The 15,127-nt window shown below is 66.5% G+C and carries 11 protein-coding genes; 4 read left to right on the top strand and 7 right to left on the bottom strand.

What is annotated here, in order from left to right; translation table 11 throughout:
- Nucleotides 1–39 precede the first annotated feature (39 nt).
- Entirely contained in the window at nucleotides 40–2,127 is a 2,088-nt protein-coding gene (uvrB, locus tag ACRSCF_RS13500) for an excinuclease ABC subunit UvrB (RefSeq protein WP_034365932.1), read from the bottom strand.
- Between the two features lie 128 nt (nucleotides 2,128–2,255).
- On the opposite strand from uvrB, the gene ACRSCF_RS13495 reads away from it, so the two are divergent.
- From ACRSCF_RS13495 to ACRSCF_RS13485, 3 genes are all read left to right on the top strand, one after another.
- Complete coding sequence (locus ACRSCF_RS13495) at nucleotides 2,256–3,452, top strand: amino acid aminotransferase (protein WP_016451689.1); 1,197 nt, start codon at nucleotides 2,256–2,258, stop codon at nucleotides 3,450–3,452.
- A gap of 192 nt (nucleotides 3,453–3,644) precedes the next feature.
- Nucleotides 3,645–4,598: a CoA transferase gene (locus ACRSCF_RS13490; RefSeq protein ID WP_034365917.1), complete on the top strand. Its 954-nt coding sequence runs from the start codon at nucleotides 3,645–3,647 to the stop codon at nucleotides 4,596–4,598.
- A gap of 331 nt (nucleotides 4,599–4,929) precedes the next feature.
- Entirely contained in the window at nucleotides 4,930–7,392 is a 2,463-nt protein-coding gene (locus ACRSCF_RS13485; protein ID WP_017403936.1) for an EAL domain-containing protein, read from the top strand.
- Between the two features lie 6 nt (nucleotides 7,393–7,398).
- On the opposite strand, the gene ACRSCF_RS13480 is transcribed toward ACRSCF_RS13485, so the two are convergent.
- The 6 genes from ACRSCF_RS13480 to ACRSCF_RS13455 all read right to left on the bottom strand — a co-directional run bounded on the left by ACRSCF_RS13480 (nucleotide 7,399) and on the right by ACRSCF_RS13455 (nucleotide 14,325).
- On the bottom strand, nucleotides 7,399–9,885 hold the full coding sequence (locus ACRSCF_RS13480) for a YgiQ family radical SAM protein (RefSeq protein ID WP_046987224.1): 2,487 nt from the start codon (nucleotides 9,883–9,885) through the stop codon (nucleotides 7,399–7,401).
- 75 nt (nucleotides 9,886–9,960) lie between these two features.
- Nucleotides 9,961–10,953 (bottom strand): AraC family transcriptional regulator, encoded by a 993-nt coding sequence (locus ACRSCF_RS13475; protein ID WP_016447130.1) that lies wholly within the window; start codon nucleotides 10,951–10,953, stop codon nucleotides 9,961–9,963.
- Nucleotides 10,954–11,061: 108 nt separating this feature from the next.
- Nucleotides 11,062–11,265, bottom strand: coding sequence for a hypothetical protein (locus tag ACRSCF_RS13470; RefSeq protein WP_016447131.1), 204 nt, complete (start codon nucleotides 11,263–11,265; stop codon nucleotides 11,062–11,064).
- Complete coding sequence (locus ACRSCF_RS13465) at nucleotides 11,262–12,998, bottom strand: FAD-dependent monooxygenase (RefSeq protein ID WP_017403933.1); 1,737 nt, start codon at nucleotides 12,996–12,998, stop codon at nucleotides 11,262–11,264. The genes ACRSCF_RS13470 and ACRSCF_RS13465 overlap by 4 nt, the downstream gene beginning before the upstream one ends.
- A 108-nt stretch (nucleotides 12,999–13,106) precedes the next feature.
- A complete protein-coding gene (locus ACRSCF_RS13460; protein WP_034365923.1) occupies nucleotides 13,107–13,973 on the bottom strand; it encodes a helix-turn-helix transcriptional regulator in 867 nt (288 codons plus the stop codon).
- 181 nt (nucleotides 13,974–14,154) lie between these two features.
- Nucleotides 14,155–14,325, bottom strand: a complete 171-nt coding sequence (locus ACRSCF_RS13455) for a hypothetical protein (RefSeq protein WP_016447134.1) — start codon at nucleotides 14,323–14,325, stop codon at nucleotides 14,155–14,157.
- 196 nt (nucleotides 14,326–14,521) lie between these two features.
- On the opposite strand from ACRSCF_RS13455, the gene ACRSCF_RS13450 reads away from it, so the two are divergent.
- Nucleotides 14,522–15,121 (top strand): IMPACT family protein, encoded by a 600-nt coding sequence (locus ACRSCF_RS13450; RefSeq protein WP_016447135.1) that lies wholly within the window; start codon nucleotides 14,522–14,524, stop codon nucleotides 15,119–15,121.
- Nucleotides 15,122–15,127: the final 6 nt, after the last annotated feature.

Raw genomic sequence — 15,127 nt, 5'->3', positions numbered from 1 at the left:
GGGTAACAAGAGCCAACAGGCTTCAGACAAGGCACCGCCTCAGGAAACCTGCGCGGAAGAGCCTCCGAACAGTTGCTCCTTGAGCAGTGCCAGCTGATCGCGCACCCGCGCCGCCTGTTCGAACTCCAGGCTGCGCGCATGTTCGAGCATCTGCTTCTCCAGACGCTTGATTTCCTTGGCCACATCTTTTTCGGACATGTCCTCGACACGCGCTCTTTCGAGCTGATTGGCCTCCAGACGTTCCGCTTCCTTGCCGCTTTTTTCGCTGTAGACACCATCAATCAGGTCTTTCACCCGCTTGACAATCTGCTTGGGTTCAATGCCGTTTTCCTCGTTGAACGCCATTTGCTTGGCGCGGCGGCGCTCGGTCTCGCCGATGGCCTTCTTCATCGACTCCGTGATCCTGTCCGCGTAAAGGATGGCCTTGCCGTGCAGGTTGCGTGCTGCGCGGCCGATGGTCTGGATGAGACTTCGCTCGGCGCGAAGAAAGCCTTCCTTGTCGGCATCGAGGATGGCGACCAGCGAGACTTCAGGGATGTCCAAGCCCTCTCGCAGCAGGTTGATGCCCACGAGAACGTCGAAGACGCCCAGACGCAGGTCACGAATGATCTCCACGCGCTCCACCGTCTCCACATCGGAGTGCAGATAGCGCACCTTGACCCCGTTTTCGCTCAGGTAGTCGGTGAGCTGCTCGGCCATGCGCTTGGTGAGCGTGGTGATGAGAACACGCTCCCCGCGCTCGACGCGCAGGCGGATTTCCTGCAGCACGTCATCCACCTGGTTGGTGGCTGGGCGCACTTCGATTTCGGGGTCGATCAGCCCCGTCGGGCGCACAACCTGGTCCACGATCTGACCTGAGTGGGTTTTTTCGTAGTCTGCCGGCGTGGCCGAGACAAAGATGACCTGGCGCATGCGCCGCTCGAATTCCTCGAATTTCAGCGGCCGGTTGTCCAGCGCCGACGGCAGCCGAAAGCCGTACTCCACGAGCGTGGTCTTGCGCGAGCGATCGCCGCTGTACATGGCGTTGAGCTGACCGATCATCTGGTGGCTCTCGTCCAGGAACATGAGCGCGTCGCTGGGCAGGTAGTCGGTCAATGTGCTGGGGGGCTCGCCCGGGGCTGCGCCGGAGAGGTGGCGCGTGTAGTTCTCGATGCCCTTGCAGTGGCCGACCTCGGTGAGCATTTCAAGGTCGAAGCGCGTGCGCTGCTCCAGGCGCTGGGCCTCGACCAGCTTGCCGTCACCCACCAGTTGCTTGAGCCGCTCGGCCAGTTCCAGCTTGATGGTTTCCACGGCGGCCAGCACCTTGTCGCGCGGCGTGACGTAGTGGCTGCTGGGGTAGACAGTGAAGCGCGGAATGCTCTGGCGCACGCGGCCCGTGAGCGGGTCGAACAGCTGCAGGCTTTCAACCTCGTCGTCGAAAAGTTCGATGCGGATGGCCAGCTCGGAATGCTCGGCGGGGAAGACATCGATGGTGTCGCCGCGCACGCGGAACTTGCCGCGGCTGAAGTCCTGGTCGTTGCGCTGGTACTGCATGCGGATCAGCTGCGCGATGACGTCGCGCTGGTTGATGCGGTCGCCGGTACGCAGCGTCATGATCATGCGGTGGTAGCTTTCGGGTTCGCCGATGCCGTAGATGGCCGAGACCGTGGCCACGATGACCACGTCGCGCCGCTCCATGAGACTTTTGGTGCACGAAAGCCGCATCTGCTCGATGTGCTCGTTGATGGCGCTGTCCTTTTCGATGAAAAGGTCGCGCTGGGGCACGTAGGCCTCGGGCTGGTAGTAGTCGTAGTAGCTGACGAAGTACTCGACGGAGTTCTTGGGAAAGAACTCGCGGAACTCGCTGTACAGCTGTGCGGCCAGTGTCTTGTTGGGTGCGAAGACGATGGCCGGACGACCCAGGCGGGCGATCACGTTGGCCATGGTGAAGGTCTTGCCCGAGCCCGTCACGCCCAGCAGGGTCTGAAAGGATTCACCGTCCTGGATGCCCTCGACCAGCTTCTCAATGGCGGCGGGCTGGTCGCCAGCCGGTGGATAGGGCTGGAACAGCTCGAAGGGGGAGTCCGCGAAATGCACGAACTGGCCCGAGGCCGCAGGTGCTGGAGAGGAATCAGAGACTTCGTGCATGACGTGGGTTCGCAAAAGTGGGTATCGGCCGGCGAGATCGCTAGAATTCATGGGTTAACCCGAAAGCCTACCGCAGCTTGGGGCTAGCCGCGTTTTTTCCACCTCCCAAGACATCCCAAGGACGCTTCATGTCTCTGTTTACCGCCGTCGAAATGGCCCCCCGCGACCCCATCCTGGGTCTGAACGAGCAGTTCGCTGCCGACACCAACCCCAGCAAGGTGAATCTGGGCGTGGGCGTGTACTTCGACGACAACGGCAAGTTGCCCCTGCTCGAGTGCGTGCAGGCCGCCGAGAAGGCGATGATGGACAAGCCCACGGCCCGCGGCTACCTGCCCATCGACGGCATCGCTGCCTATGATGCCGCAGTCAAGGGCCTGGTGTTCGGCGCCGAGTCCGACGTCGTCAAGTCCGGCCGCGTGTCCACGGTGCAGGCCATCGGCGGCACCGGCGGCCTGAAGATCGGCGCCGACTTCCTCAAGAAGATCAGCCCCGCTGCCAAGGTGCTGATCTCCGACCCGAGCTGGGAAAACCACAAGGCCATCTTCACGAACGCCGGTTTCGAGGTGGGCACCTATGCCTACTACGATTCCGTCAACCGCAAGGTGAACTTCGAAGGCATGCTGGCCGACCTGAACGCAGCGGCCCCTGGCACCATCGTGGTGCTGCACGCCTGCTGCCACAACCCGACCGGCTACGACATCACGGCCGAGCAGTGGGACCAGGTGATTGCCGCCGTCAAGGCCAAGGGCCTGGTGGCCTTCCTTGACATGGCCTACCAGGGCTTTGGCCACGGCATTGCCGAAGACGGCGCCGTGATCGGCAAGTTCGTGGCCGCCGGCCTGAACATCTTCGTCTCGACCTCGTTCTCCAAGAGCTTCAGCCTGTACGGCGAGCGCGTGGGCGCACTGTCGGTGGTCGCCAACGACAAGGAAGAGGCGGCCCGCGTGCTGAGCCAGCTCAAGATCGTGATCCGCACCAACTATTCCAACCCGCCCACCCATGGTGGCGCCGTGGTGGCGGCCGTGCTGAACAACCCCGAGCTGCGCGCCCTGTGGGAAAAGGAACTGGGCGAGATGCGCGTGCGCATCAAGGCCATGCGCCAGAAGCTGGTGGATGGCCTGAAGGCTGCCGGCGTCCAGCAGGACATGAGCTTCATCACCACGCAGATCGGCATGTTCAGCTACTCCGGCCTCAGCAAGGACCAGATGGTGCGCCTGCGCACCGAGTTCGGCGTCTACGGCACGGACACGGGCCGCATGTGCGTGGCTGCGCTCAACAGCAAGAACATCGACTACGTCTGCCAGTCGATCGCCAAGGTGGTCTGACCGCCACCCCAGCCATCTGGCCCTGCGCCGGGTGAGAAGGCATGCCGCCAGCGCTCCCTGCCCTGGCGGCATTTTCTTTGTGCGGGCGGTTTTTGCATCCTGGCAGTCCGGTATGCGCCAGGTCTGCGCGGGTACCGGTGCGATCATCCGGGCAGCCGAAACATCGAATGAAGAACGAGACGCTCCATTCCCATGCCAGATCACGCCTGCCTCACTGCCGTCACCTCCTCGCCTGCAGACGGGCTGCCCCTGTCCGGCGTACGCATTCTGAGCCTGGCACTGAACCTGCCGGGTCCCGCCGCCCTGATGCGCTGCGCGGCCATGGGCGCGCAGTGCAGCAAGCTGGAGCCGCCCTCTGCGCAGCCAGGGCCTGCCGGCGCGGACCCGATGGCGCTCTACAGCCCGCAGGCCTATTCCGACATGCACCAGGGCATCGCGGTCTGGCAGGCACAGCTCAAGACCGAGGACGGACAGGCCGCGCTGCACAAGGCGCTGGACAGCGCCGATATCCTGCTGACCTCGTTCCGCCCCGCCGCACTGGCCAAGCTGGGGCTGGACTGGGCGTCGCTGCAGCAGCGCCATCCGCAGCTGTCGCTGGTGCGCATCGTCGGCAGCGCGGGAGCCCTGGCCGATGTGCCGGGCCATGACCTGACCTATCAGGCCGAGGCGGGGCTGGTACAGGGCGGCGCCATGCCACCCAGCTTGTTTGCCGACATGGCCGGTGCGCTGATGGCCAGCGAGGCCGTGCTCAAGGCCTGGCTGCTGCGCCAGCGCAGCGGCCACGGCAACCTGCAGGAAACAGGACTGGCACAGGCCGCGCAATGGCTGGCCCTGCCCTGGCACTGGGGCCTGACCCGGCCCGACGGAGATGTGGGCGGAGCACACGCAGGCTATCGCGTCTATGCCTGCGCCGACGGTTCGGTGGCCGTGGCGGCACTGGAGCCGCATTTCGCGGCACGCCTGTGCGCAGCAGCATCGGTGCCGGGCGATGGCAGCATCGCCTGCATGCGCAACCCGGCCACGCATGCGGCCCTGGAAGCCTTCCTGGCTGCCCTGTCCTGCGCCGAACTGGCAGACCTGGCCGAGCGCCACGACCTGCCCCTGCATCCGCTCGCCGCTCAGCCAGCGGCCTCGCGCCGCTTGTAGGCGAATGCCGAAAGGCAGCATCTGCGCACGGCCTACAAGCCGCCTGGGTCGCGGCTGCCCGCCGAGTATGAACATGCTGCTGCCGACGACCCTCTTTACCGCGATAGCCTGCTCCTCTTAAATCAGAACTGCGCATACAACCAGACAACCCGAACACATCTGGAAACACCCATAATCGGCTCATCTGGAGGCAGCCCCATGGTTCGAGAACATCCATCGACCGCCCCGCTATCCGGGATGCGTCAGCCACCTAGCCACTCAGCGCCTGGCCTGCAGCGCATCGGCGCCAGCGCCTAAGGCCGCCGCCGGGTCCCCCTTCCGTCCACCGCCTATGCAAAGCCAGCCCCCAGCCCATGTGCCGGTACTGCAGCTGGTGCAGCGCATCTGGCCCCTGGTGCTGGTGGTCGTGGTGCTGGTGGTCATGGCCAGCGGCAGCCTCTACCTTGTGTCTGCGGTGCGCGCCTTCGTGGCCGGAGAAAGCCTGTGGTCCAAGGCACAGAAGGATGCCATCTACGCCCTGAGCCGCTATGTGGACAGCGGCTCGGCGCGCGACCTGGCGCGCTTCGAGCAGGCCATGATCGTTCCTGCAGGCGACTGGCAGGCCCGCATGGCGCTGGACGATGTGCCGGCCAGGGTCAAGGACGCGCGCGCCGGCATTCTGCTGGGAGGCAACCACCCGGACGATGCCGACGCGCTGATCTGGCTGATGCAGACTTTTCGCCATGTCGAACTGCTGGAGGAGCCCTATCGTTACTGGAAGCAGGGCGACCAGTACCTGCAGCAGCTCGACCGGCTGGCGCAGGAGATAGAGCAGCGCCACACCGTGGGAAGCGTGAGCGCCGAGGACGTCATCACCTGGAAGCGCGAGATCGAGCAGATCAACGCCGGCGTCACACCCGCCACCCAGCAGTTCAGCGCCTCGCTGGGTCGCAGCTCCCGGCAGATGGTGATGTGGCTGCAGTGCATTCACCTGATGCTGGGCGTGGCGCTGATCCTGGTGGCGCTCTGGCATACGCGGCGCATGCTGCAGCAGCGCCAGCAGGTGCAAAACGACCTGCTGACCGAAAAGGAAAGGGCCCAGACCACGCTGGCATCGCTGGGCGATGCCGTGATCACCACGGACGCCCAGGGCGTGGTGGACTATGCCAACCCTGCCGCGCTGGGCCTGCTGGGCAGCAGCGAGCAGCAACTCAAGGGACGGCACCTGGCCAAGGGCCTGCATTTCAACAGCATCGACACCACCCAGACGGCGGAAAGCCTGCTGACCCATCTGCTGTCGGGTCGGCAATTGCGCGAAGAGCACACGCGGTGGCTGCGGCGCCATGACCGCAGCATCGTGCCGGTCAAGCTCATGGGCTCGGCCATCAGCGGCGGCGGGGAGCGCCCGGCAGGTGCGGTGATCGTGCTCAGGGATGTCTCGCGTGAGCAGCAGTATCTGGACCAGCTTTCCTGGCATGCCAGCCATGACGGCCTGACCGGGCTGGAGAACCGCGTGGAATTCGAGCGCCGCCTGCAGCGCCTGCTCAACCAGGGCCAGCACAGGCTGCGGCCCGCAGCCCTGCTGTACATGGATCTGGACCAGTTCAAGCTCATCAACGAGACCTGCGGCCATCCGGCGGGCGATGAAATGCTGTGCGAGGTCAGCCGTCTGCTGCTGCACAACCTGCGTGAGACAGACACCCTGGCCCGCCTGGGCGGCGACGAATTCGGCGTTCTTCTGGAGAACTGTCCGCCCGAGCCCGCGCTGCGCATTGCCGAAAAGCTGCGCCAGGCTGCCGAAGCCCTGCACGTGCACTGGGGCAAGCAGGTGCTGCGCACAGGACTGAGCATTGGACTGGTCCACATCGGCGGCGAGGTCCAGTCGGCCCAGGACCTGCTGCGCATGGCCGACATGGCCTGCTACCGCGCCAAGGAGCGCGGCCGCAACCGCATCTATGTCTACCGCAGCGACGACGGCGAATACACCCGCCACGTCAGCGAGATGGAATGGGTCACGCGCATACGCACGGCGCTGGAGCAGGAGCGCTTTTGCCTGTACGCACAAAGCATTGCACCGCTGCAGCCCGATGGCCAGCGCGGCCTGCATTTCGAGGTGCTGCTGCGGTTGCGCGACGAGCAGGGCCAGATCATCTCGCCAGCCGCGTTCATACCCGCGGCAGAGCGCTACGGCATCATGCCCACCGTCGACCGCTGGGTGATCGCCAGAACGCTGGCCACGCTGGCCGAGCATCCGGCCGCGCTGCGCCATATCGACACCTGCGCCATCAATCTGTCAGGCCCCAGCCTCGACGACGACGGGCTGCTGGACTTTGTGCAGGCGCAGCTGAGCACGCACGGCATCGCGCCGCAGCTGCTGTGCTTCGAGATCACCGAGACCAGCGCCATCGCCAGTCTGTCCAGCGCCACCCGGCTGATCCAGGCCCTGCGCACGCTGGGCTGCCGTTTTGCGCTGGACGACTTCGGCGTGGGCATGTCCTCGCTGACCTATCTGAAGCAGTTGCCCGTGGACTATCTGAAGATCGACGGCGGCTTCGTGCGCGACATGCTCCAGGACCCCAGCAACCACGCCATGGTGGAGATGATCAACCGCATAGGCCATATCCTGGGCAAGCGCACGGTGGCCGAGTATGTGGAAAGCCGGGAGATCGCCCAGGCCCTGCAGGCCGTGGGCGTGGACTACGCGCAGGGCTTTGCCCTGGCACGGCCCGTGCCGCTGGACACGCAGTACTTCGAAAGCGGTGCCCAGGCCGCCCGCCGCGAATGGCAGGGCACGCTGGCGCCGGCAGTCGGCTGAGGCGCGTCAGCGCGGCTTGCGCCCGCCCGGCGCGGCCTTGCGGCCGACCCCGGCAGCGCCTGCGGAGCCGCCCACGCCAGGGCGCGGTGGCAGGCCCGTGTGCTGGGTCAGCATGCGGCCGGGCTTGGGCTGGCTGGAGCGCAAGCGCACGTCGCCTCCGGGGTCGCGGGCCTGTGCCTGCGCCTTGCCCGGCCCCGCACTCTTGCCACCGGCCTTGTTGAGGGCATAGGCCTTGCCCTGCTGGGAGACAACGGCACGCGCGGCCACGCCCGTTCCCTGGGTGCTGTTCTTGCGGCGCGCGCTCTGGTAGCCGCCATCGACCAAGGGCTGGAAGGTGGGGATCAGGTGCTGCTTGCCGTTGCCGATGAGGTCGGCACGGCCCATGGCCTTCAAGGCCTCGCGCAGCAGCGGCCAGTTGTTGGGGTCGTGGTAGCGCAGGAAGGCCTTGTGCAGGCGACGGCGCTTTTCACCGCGCACGATGTCCACCGACTCCTCGTTCACGTCGCGCATCTGGCGACGCACCTTGGTGAGGGTGTTGCGACCCGAGTGGTACATGGCCGTGGCCGTGGCCATGGGGCTGGGGTAGAAGGTCTGCACCTGGTCGGCGCGAAATCCGTTCTTCTTCAGCCAGATGGCGAGGTTCATCATGTCCTCGTCGCTGGTGCCCGGGTGGGCGGCGATGAAGTAGGGAATCAGGTACTGCTTCTTGCCCGCTTCCTCGCTGAACTGCTCGAACATCTGCTTGAAGCGGTCATAGCTGCCTATGCCCGGCTTCATCATCTTGGTCAGCGGCCCGGATTCGGTGTGCTCGGGCGCGATCTTCAGGTAGCCGCCCACATGGTGCTGCACCAGTTCCTTGACGTACTCGGGCGACTTCACGGCCAAGTCGTAGCGCAGGCCCGAGCCGATCAGGATCTTCTTGATGCCCGGCAGATTGCGCGCGCGGCGGTAGATCTTGACCAGCGGGGCATGGTCGGTGTGCAGGTTCTGGCAGATGCCGGGGAACACGCAGCTGGGCTTGCGGCAGGCGGCCTCGATCTCGGGGCTCTTGCAGCCCAGGCGGTACATGTTGGCCGTGGGGCCGCCCAGGTCGGAGATGGTGCCGGTGAAGCCCTTGACCTTGTCGCGGATGTCCTCGACCTCCTGGATGATGGACTCCTCGGAGCGGCTCTGGATGATGCGGCCTTCATGCTCGGTGATGGAGCAGAAGGTGCAGCCGCCGAAGCAGCCGCGCATGATGTTGACCGAGGTGCGGATCATCTCCCAGGCCGGGATCTTGGTCTCGCCCTCATGGCTGCCGTTGGCGTCGGCATAGCTGGGATGGGGGCTGCGCGCATACGGCAGGCCAAAGACCCAGTCCATCTCGGCCGTGGTCAGCGGGATGGGGGGCGGGTTCAGCCACACATCGCGCGCGGTCACGCCTTCGCCGTGGGCCTGGACCAGGGCGCGGGCGTTGCCGGGATTGGTCTCCAGGTGCAGCACGCGGTTGGCGTGGGCGTAGAGGATGGGATCGGCCTTGACCTGCTCGTAGCTGGGCAGGCGCAGCACGGTCTTGTCGCGCGGCGGCTGCTTGCCCTTGCCGCGCAGCGACGGGTTGGGCACGAACTGGATGGTCTGAACGGCGGCGACCGAGGCGCCGTCCGGCTTCGCGTCGGCATCACCCTCTTCCTTGGAGCAGGTCTGGCCCTGGGCCTCGGCCTGCTCGCTGGTGGTCATGTAGGGGTTGATGTGGGGCTCGACCACGCCGGGCTCGTCCACCACGGAGGAATCCAGCTCGAACCAGCCCGCTTCCGACTCGCGGCGGAAGAAGGCCGTGCCGCGCACATCGGTAATGCTTTCCACGGGCTCACGCGCAGCCAGGCGGTGGGCCACCTCGACCAGGGCGCGTTCGGCGTTGCCGTACAGCAGGATGTCGCACTTGCTGTCCACGACGATGGAGCGGCGCACCTTGTCGCTCCAGTAGTCGTAGTGGGCGATGCGGCGCAGGCTGCCCTCGATGCCGCCCAGCACGATGGGCACGTCCTTGTAGGCCTCGCGGCAGCGCTGGCTGTAGACGATGGCCGCGCGGTCAGGGCGCTTGCCGCCCACGTCGCCCGGCGTGTAGGCATCGTCGGAGCGGATCTTGCGATCGGCCGTGTAGCGGTTGATCATGGAATCCATGTTGCCCGCCGTCACGCCCCAGAACAGGTTGGGCCGGCCCAGGGCCTTGAAGGCCTCGGCGCTTTGCCAGTCAGGCTGGGCAATGATGCCCACGCGAAAGCCCTGTGCCTCCAGCACCCGGCCGATCACCGACATGCCGAAGCTGGGGTGATCCACATAGGCGTCGCCCGTCACCAGGATCACGTCGCAGCTGTCCCAGCCAAGCTGTTCCATCTCGGCCCGGCTCATCGGCAGGAACGGGGCCGTGCCGAAGCGCTTGGCCCAGTAAGGACGATAGCTGGTCAGCGGCTTGGCGGCGCGATGGAAGAAGGAAACGTCAACGGGGGCGTTCATGATGGGCGGTTCGGCTTCTGGGAGCCTGTGCGGAAGGAACCGGCCAGTGTACGTTTCGGCACTCAACCCTGCTGGTCAAGGGTCTTGCTCCAGCCCCCTGATACGGCCTTCCTGCTGCTGCCAGCCCGACCTCTTTGCGGCCTCCTGCGCCAGCCAGGCCTTGGGCGTGTGCCCGGACCAGCGGCGAAATGCCCGTGCAAACACCTTCGGCGAGTCGTAGCCCGCGTTCTCGGCGATGCGGGCCGATGACAGCCCGCCGGCCTCCATCTGCTGGGCGGCCAGCGCCATGCGGTGCGCCGTCAGATAGCCGATGGGCGTGGCACCCACCAGCTCCTTGAAACGCATGCTGAAGCGGGTGCGCGACATGCCGGCCTCGATGGCCAGCGTCTCCACGCTCCAGGCCCGCTGCGGTTCGCGGTGCATGCACACCAGAGCACGCGCAACACAGGCATCGCCCAGGCCCCGCAGCCAGCCTTCACCCACGGCGGCCTCGCGCGCCAGGTGCTCGCGCAGGATGTTGACCAGCAGCAGCTCGCCCATGCGCGCGGCCGACAGGCGCCAGCCCGGGCGCCGCGCCAGCGTCTCCAGCGTGAGCGACTCCATGGTGGTGGCCAGGCAGTCGGCCAGCGGCAGGTCGCTTGCCCGGATGTGGATCAGCGGCGGCAGGATGCGGAACACCGAATGACGGCAGTAGGCGGAAAACCACAACAGGGCCGAAAACATGTCCGTGGCCTCGCCGCCGCCGCCATGGCTGAAGACCAGGGGATTCTCGTCCCGCGGTCCTTCGGCGTGGCGGGCGATCATGCGCGAGAACAGCTCGCTGGCAACGTCCATGTCGGACGCCACCACATGCGCGGCGCCCATGGGCAGCATGACCAGATCGCCGGGCTCGACCCGCAGCGCCGGCATGCCTTCCACCTGGATCCAGTAAGGCGCGCCGCGCGCCATGCGGATCATGGCGCCGGTGACGCCCGTGGACTTCAGGCTCCACGGCGCCGTCAGCGCAAAGCGCGCCGTGACGGCGCGCTCCGAGCGGCAAATATCGAGAACTTCACTGAGTACATCCATGGCTCGCGGGACCCTTGTTTTCGGGCCGATGTTAGCCAGTGCCGGCCATGCCACGGCCCGTCGGCACCCCGACAGCGATAGCGGTTTTCCCTGGAGCGCGACTACGCACTAGAGATCCTGCTGCGCCGCCTGCACCAGCTCCGAGAACACGGACGCGCTGCCCAGCCGTTCGGCCGCCAGCAGCGCCAGCTTGACCAGGAACAGCTCGGACCGCTGCGGGCCCGCCGTGTCGATGGCTGTGGCCAGCTGGTCGTAGACAGTTTCCAGGCCGGCGATATCGAGGGTGTGGGGTGATGTCTGTTCTTGGCTCATGCCGGAACTCCTTGCGTGCAGGTGGCGTTGTCGATGGCCGATTGCAGGCGCCGGGCATCCAGCGCCAGCCAGCGCGCGCAGACATGCTGATCGGGCCGCAGCAGATAGGCGGCACCAGGCGGGTGCCCTGCCGGCACGCCATGGCGTGCACGGCAGCGGCCATCTGCATCGGCCAGGGTCAGATCGGCACCCTGGACCGGCTGCGCGGCCGCCTGGCTGGAGATGGCCACGATGCGCAGGCCCACGCCACGGCCGCGCGCCATCCTGGCAACTTCGCACCACTGGGCAGGCACGGGCGTGCCATCGGTGAAATACAGCAGGTCGAATCCACCGCCCAGGTGGTCCAGCAGATAGTCATCGGGCCCCAGGCGCAGGTTCAGCGGCGGTGCGCCATGGCCAGGGCCGGCTTCAAACAGGTGGTTGTCGTCATCCGCGCTGTTGAGCGGCGAGTGCGCGTATTCGTGCGGCCGGGAGGTGCGCCAGTGGTACAGCGGCCGCACGAATTCCTGGGTGAGCGACAGCGACAGCACGGCATCGCGCAGCAGCCGGAAGCCGCGCGAGGGCGGCGCCATGAAGCGCGTGCTCTTGCCGGCCTCTTCGACAATCTCGCGCGCCGCGCCCACGCGCTCGCCGCTGTAGCTGTCCAGCAGCCTCACCGGCGCCACGCCGCGCGCCACCAGGGCCAGCCGCCAAGCCAGGGCCTGGGCATCCTGAAAACCCGTGTTGGCACCGCGCACGCCGAAGATGGGCAGCATGTGGGCCGCATCGCCCGCGAAGATCACGCGGCCGTGCACATAGTCCGGCAAGGTCAGCGCGCGGGCGGAGTAGACCGAACTCCAGTCCATTTCCCAGGGCGTGCCGCCGAAGCCGATCATCTCCAGCTGCGCGTCGATGCGCGCCTTGAGCGATTCGGGCTGCAGCGCCTGCTGCGCGTCCTCGCCCGCAGGCAGTTGGTAGTCCACGCGCCAGATGCCATGCGGCTCGCGGTGCATCAGGATGGTGTTGCCGGGGTTCCAGACCGGGTCGAAGAAGGCCAGGCGCTCCGTGGGCAGTGGCAGGTCGATGCGGATGTCGGCGATCACGAAGCGGCCCTCGTACGACGCCCCCTCCATCACCAGGCCCATGGCCGTGCGTATGCCGGAGCGGGCGCCATCGGCGGCGACCAGCCAGTCGGCCTCCATCGCATACGGGCCTTGCGGCGTGTCCACTTGCAGCCGCGCCTTTGCGGCGGCGCCGCTGCCGACCTGCTCCACCCGGTCCACGCGGTTGCCCCAGCGCAGCTCGATCAGCGGATGGGCCAGCACCGCATCGACCAGGTATTCCTCCAGGTACTGCTGCTGCAGATTGGTCATGGGATGGAAGCGATCGTCCTCGCTGTGCGGCGCCTCCATGCGGAACACGCGCTGCCCCCGGTAGAACGAGTTGCCACAGCGCCAGGGCAAGGCGTTCGCCATGACCCGCTCGGCCACGCCCACCTGCTGCAGGATCTCCATGGAGCGGCGCGTGAAGACGATGGCGCGGCTGCCTTCGGACACCTGCAGTTCGGACTCCAGCAGCACGCAGCGCTGGCCGTGGCGCGCCAGCTCCAGCGCCGTGGTCAGCCCCACAGGGCCCGTGCCGACGATGACGACAGGATGGCGCTGCACCCCTGGATGCTGCGAAGGCAGCCAGGGCTGGTGCACCCGGTACCGGTAGTAGATGGAATGCCGCGGCTGGGCATGGGGCTGATGCATGGATGTCTCCGTCTTGCGTCTTGCGTCTTTGTGAGGCCGCAGTGTAGGCAGCCCCCGCTCCGGCAATGTCCCCGGATGGGGACAGACAGGACCCTCCAGCCCCCAGGCTCAGGACAGCGCCTCGGGCTCCATCAGCAAGGCAAACAGCTCGCGCTGCCCCTGCACGCCCAGCTTGCCGCAGACGCGCTTGAGATAGGTCCGGGCACTGGCCACCGTGATGCCCAGGCGCTGCGCCAGCCGCTCGGTGTCCAGCCCCTCGACCACGCAGCGCACCACGTCCATATCGCGTTGCGTGAGATGCGCAAAGCGCCGCGCCAGGCGCGCCAGCACCAGGCCCGCCAGATCGTCCTGCAGGGCCTGGCCTGCGTAATGCAGGCGCATGGCCTGCATGACCAGCGGAGCAAAGGCCTCGATGCGTGCAATGGACTGCGGGTCAAAGCCGCCGTGCTCCTCACCCCGGTACAGATTCACCGCCAGCCAGCGTGCGCCGGTCTGCAGGGTCAGCAGCGAAAGCCGCTCCACCAGGCGGGGCAGGTCATAGCAGACACGGCGGTACTCGGGATGGCTCACGTCCGAAGGCTTCTGGCGATGGAGCCAGACGCGCGCTGGCGCCTGGGGATTGCGCTGCTGCCGCGCCAGCTCGGCCTGCATCACGCGCTGCGCGCCGTCCAGTGGATAGAAGCGCTCGCTGTAATCCTGGGAAATCAAAGGCAGTGCGCCTGTGCGTGCCCGGTCCCCGAACCCCACGATGCGCGGCCGAGATCGCCCCTGGAACGAAAAGATCGTGCACTGCGCCAACGGCACATGCCGGCCCAGCAGGTGCAGCAGCTGCCCGGCCACCTCGTCGCTGCTGCCGCTGGAGCGGCCCACCTGCTCCAGCAGCGCCGTCACATCGCCCAGCGGCACAGGCAGGCTGGCATCGCTGGCGCAGGCAGGTGCCAGCAGCCAATGGCTGCGAATGGTGTCATTGCTCATGGGTGCGGGAACAGGCTGTGGCAGGAATGCAAAAAGGCCGGTGCATTGCGCAGCCGGCCTGGGTGAAGATGTTGGAATGATAAATCCAGCGCAGCGAGGCCATTGCCTGCTGCGTTCCTGTCGGCGGTCGTTGGAGCCGCTCAGCCTGGCCGGATGGCCCTTGGCTGCACGGCTGCAGCCATCACCATTCGCCTACGTTGCGAATGCGCTGGTCCAGGTCCAGAGGAAGGCCGCCACCGGCGGCTTCATGGTCCTGGCCTGCCTGCTCCAACGCCATGGGCGGAGGACTGAAATGATCGCGGCCAAAGGTGTGTTCGGTGAGAACGGGATCGCGGGAAGGTGGGGTGTTCATGGTTGCGCCTCCTTGACAGAAAGCTTACTGCGAATCTTTCACGATTTCTGTAGGACAAACCTGGATGCAACCCTCTGAAGCTGAAATGACACAAGGTACGCATGCTCACAAATGTGTAGCGCTTCGTAATAAAGGCGTAATGAATCCATGCGCCAAACCCCGGGCCAGGGGCAATCGGGTAAGCTTGCCGCCCTCCATGCCACAGACACTCCGCGCGCCCGCGCACAGCGAACTCATCATCAAGAAAAGCCGCTTCATCGGCTGCGTGCAGCCCATGTCCGACCGCGCCAGCGCCCAGGCCGTGGTCGATGCGCTGCGCCGCGAGCACCCCGGCGCCGCCCATGTCTGCTGGGCGCTGCTGGCAGGCGGCCAGTCGGCAGCCGTCGATGACGGCGAGCCCAGCGGCACGGCAGGCCGCCCCATGCTGGACGTGCTGCGCCACCAGGACCTGGAAGGCGTGCTGGCCACCGTGGTGCGCTACTTCGGCGGCGTCAAGCTGGGTGCCGGCGGCCTGGTCCGTGCCTACACCGATGCCGTGGCCCAGGCCTTGCTGACCGCCGAAAAGGTGACGCTGCAGCGCATGCAATTGCTGCGCTGCAGTGTCCCTTATGCGCTCGAAGGCCTGGTGCGGCGCGAGATCGAGGCGGCAGGCGCCGAATTGCTCCAGGTCGAGCATGGATCGCTGGTGCAGTTCGATCTGCGCCTGCCGCAGTCGCAGGCTGAAGGCTTTGTGAGCCGCCTCAACGAGAGCGGTCAAGGACGCGTGGGCTGGCTGGAAGTCCACCCCAGCGAATGAGATGCG

Origin of the sequence: Delftia sp. 11MD, from assembly GCF_050907895.1 — a bacterium.
In the GTDB taxonomy this organism is placed as follows: domain Bacteria; phylum Pseudomonadota; class Gammaproteobacteria; order Burkholderiales; family Burkholderiaceae_C; genus Comamonas; species Comamonas tsuruhatensis.
Note: the sequence above shows the minus strand (reverse complement) of the source record. Positions and strands in the feature narration are given on the sequence as shown.

What these genes read in the sequence shown, in the direction of transcription:
- uvrB (WP_034365932.1), bottom strand. Translation starts at nt 2,127, where the DNA reads ATGCACGAAGTCTCTGATTCCTCTCCAGCACCTGCGGCCTCGGGCCAG.
- ACRSCF_RS13495 (WP_016451689.1), top strand. Translation starts at nt 2,256, where the DNA reads ATGTCTCTGTTTACCGCCGTCGAAATGGCCCCCCGCGACCCCATCCTG.
- ACRSCF_RS13490 (WP_034365917.1), top strand. Translation starts at nt 3,645, where the DNA reads ATGCCAGATCACGCCTGCCTCACTGCCGTCACCTCCTCGCCTGCAGAC.
- ACRSCF_RS13485 (WP_017403936.1), top strand. Translation starts at nt 4,930, where the DNA reads ATGCAAAGCCAGCCCCCAGCCCATGTGCCGGTACTGCAGCTGGTGCAG.
- ACRSCF_RS13480 (WP_046987224.1), bottom strand. Translation starts at nt 9,885, where the DNA reads ATGAACGCCCCCGTTGACGTTTCCTTCTTCCATCGCGCCGCCAAGCCG.
- ACRSCF_RS13475 (WP_016447130.1), bottom strand. Translation starts at nt 10,953, where the DNA reads ATGGATGTACTCAGTGAAGTTCTCGATATTTGCCGCTCGGAGCGCGCC.
- ACRSCF_RS13470 (WP_016447131.1), bottom strand. Translation starts at nt 11,265, where the DNA reads ATGAGCCAAGAACAGACATCACCCCACACCCTCGATATCGCCGGCCTG.
- ACRSCF_RS13465 (WP_017403933.1), bottom strand. Translation starts at nt 12,998, where the DNA reads ATGCATCAGCCCCATGCCCAGCCGCGGCATTCCATCTACTACCGGTAC.
- ACRSCF_RS13460 (WP_034365923.1), bottom strand. Translation starts at nt 13,973, where the DNA reads ATGAGCAATGACACCATTCGCAGCCATTGGCTGCTGGCACCTGCCTGC.
- ACRSCF_RS13455 (WP_016447134.1), bottom strand. Translation starts at nt 14,325, where the DNA reads ATGAACACCCCACCTTCCCGCGATCCCGTTCTCACCGAACACACCTTT.
- ACRSCF_RS13450 (WP_016447135.1), top strand. Translation starts at nt 14,522, where the DNA reads ATGCCACAGACACTCCGCGCGCCCGCGCACAGCGAACTCATCATCAAG.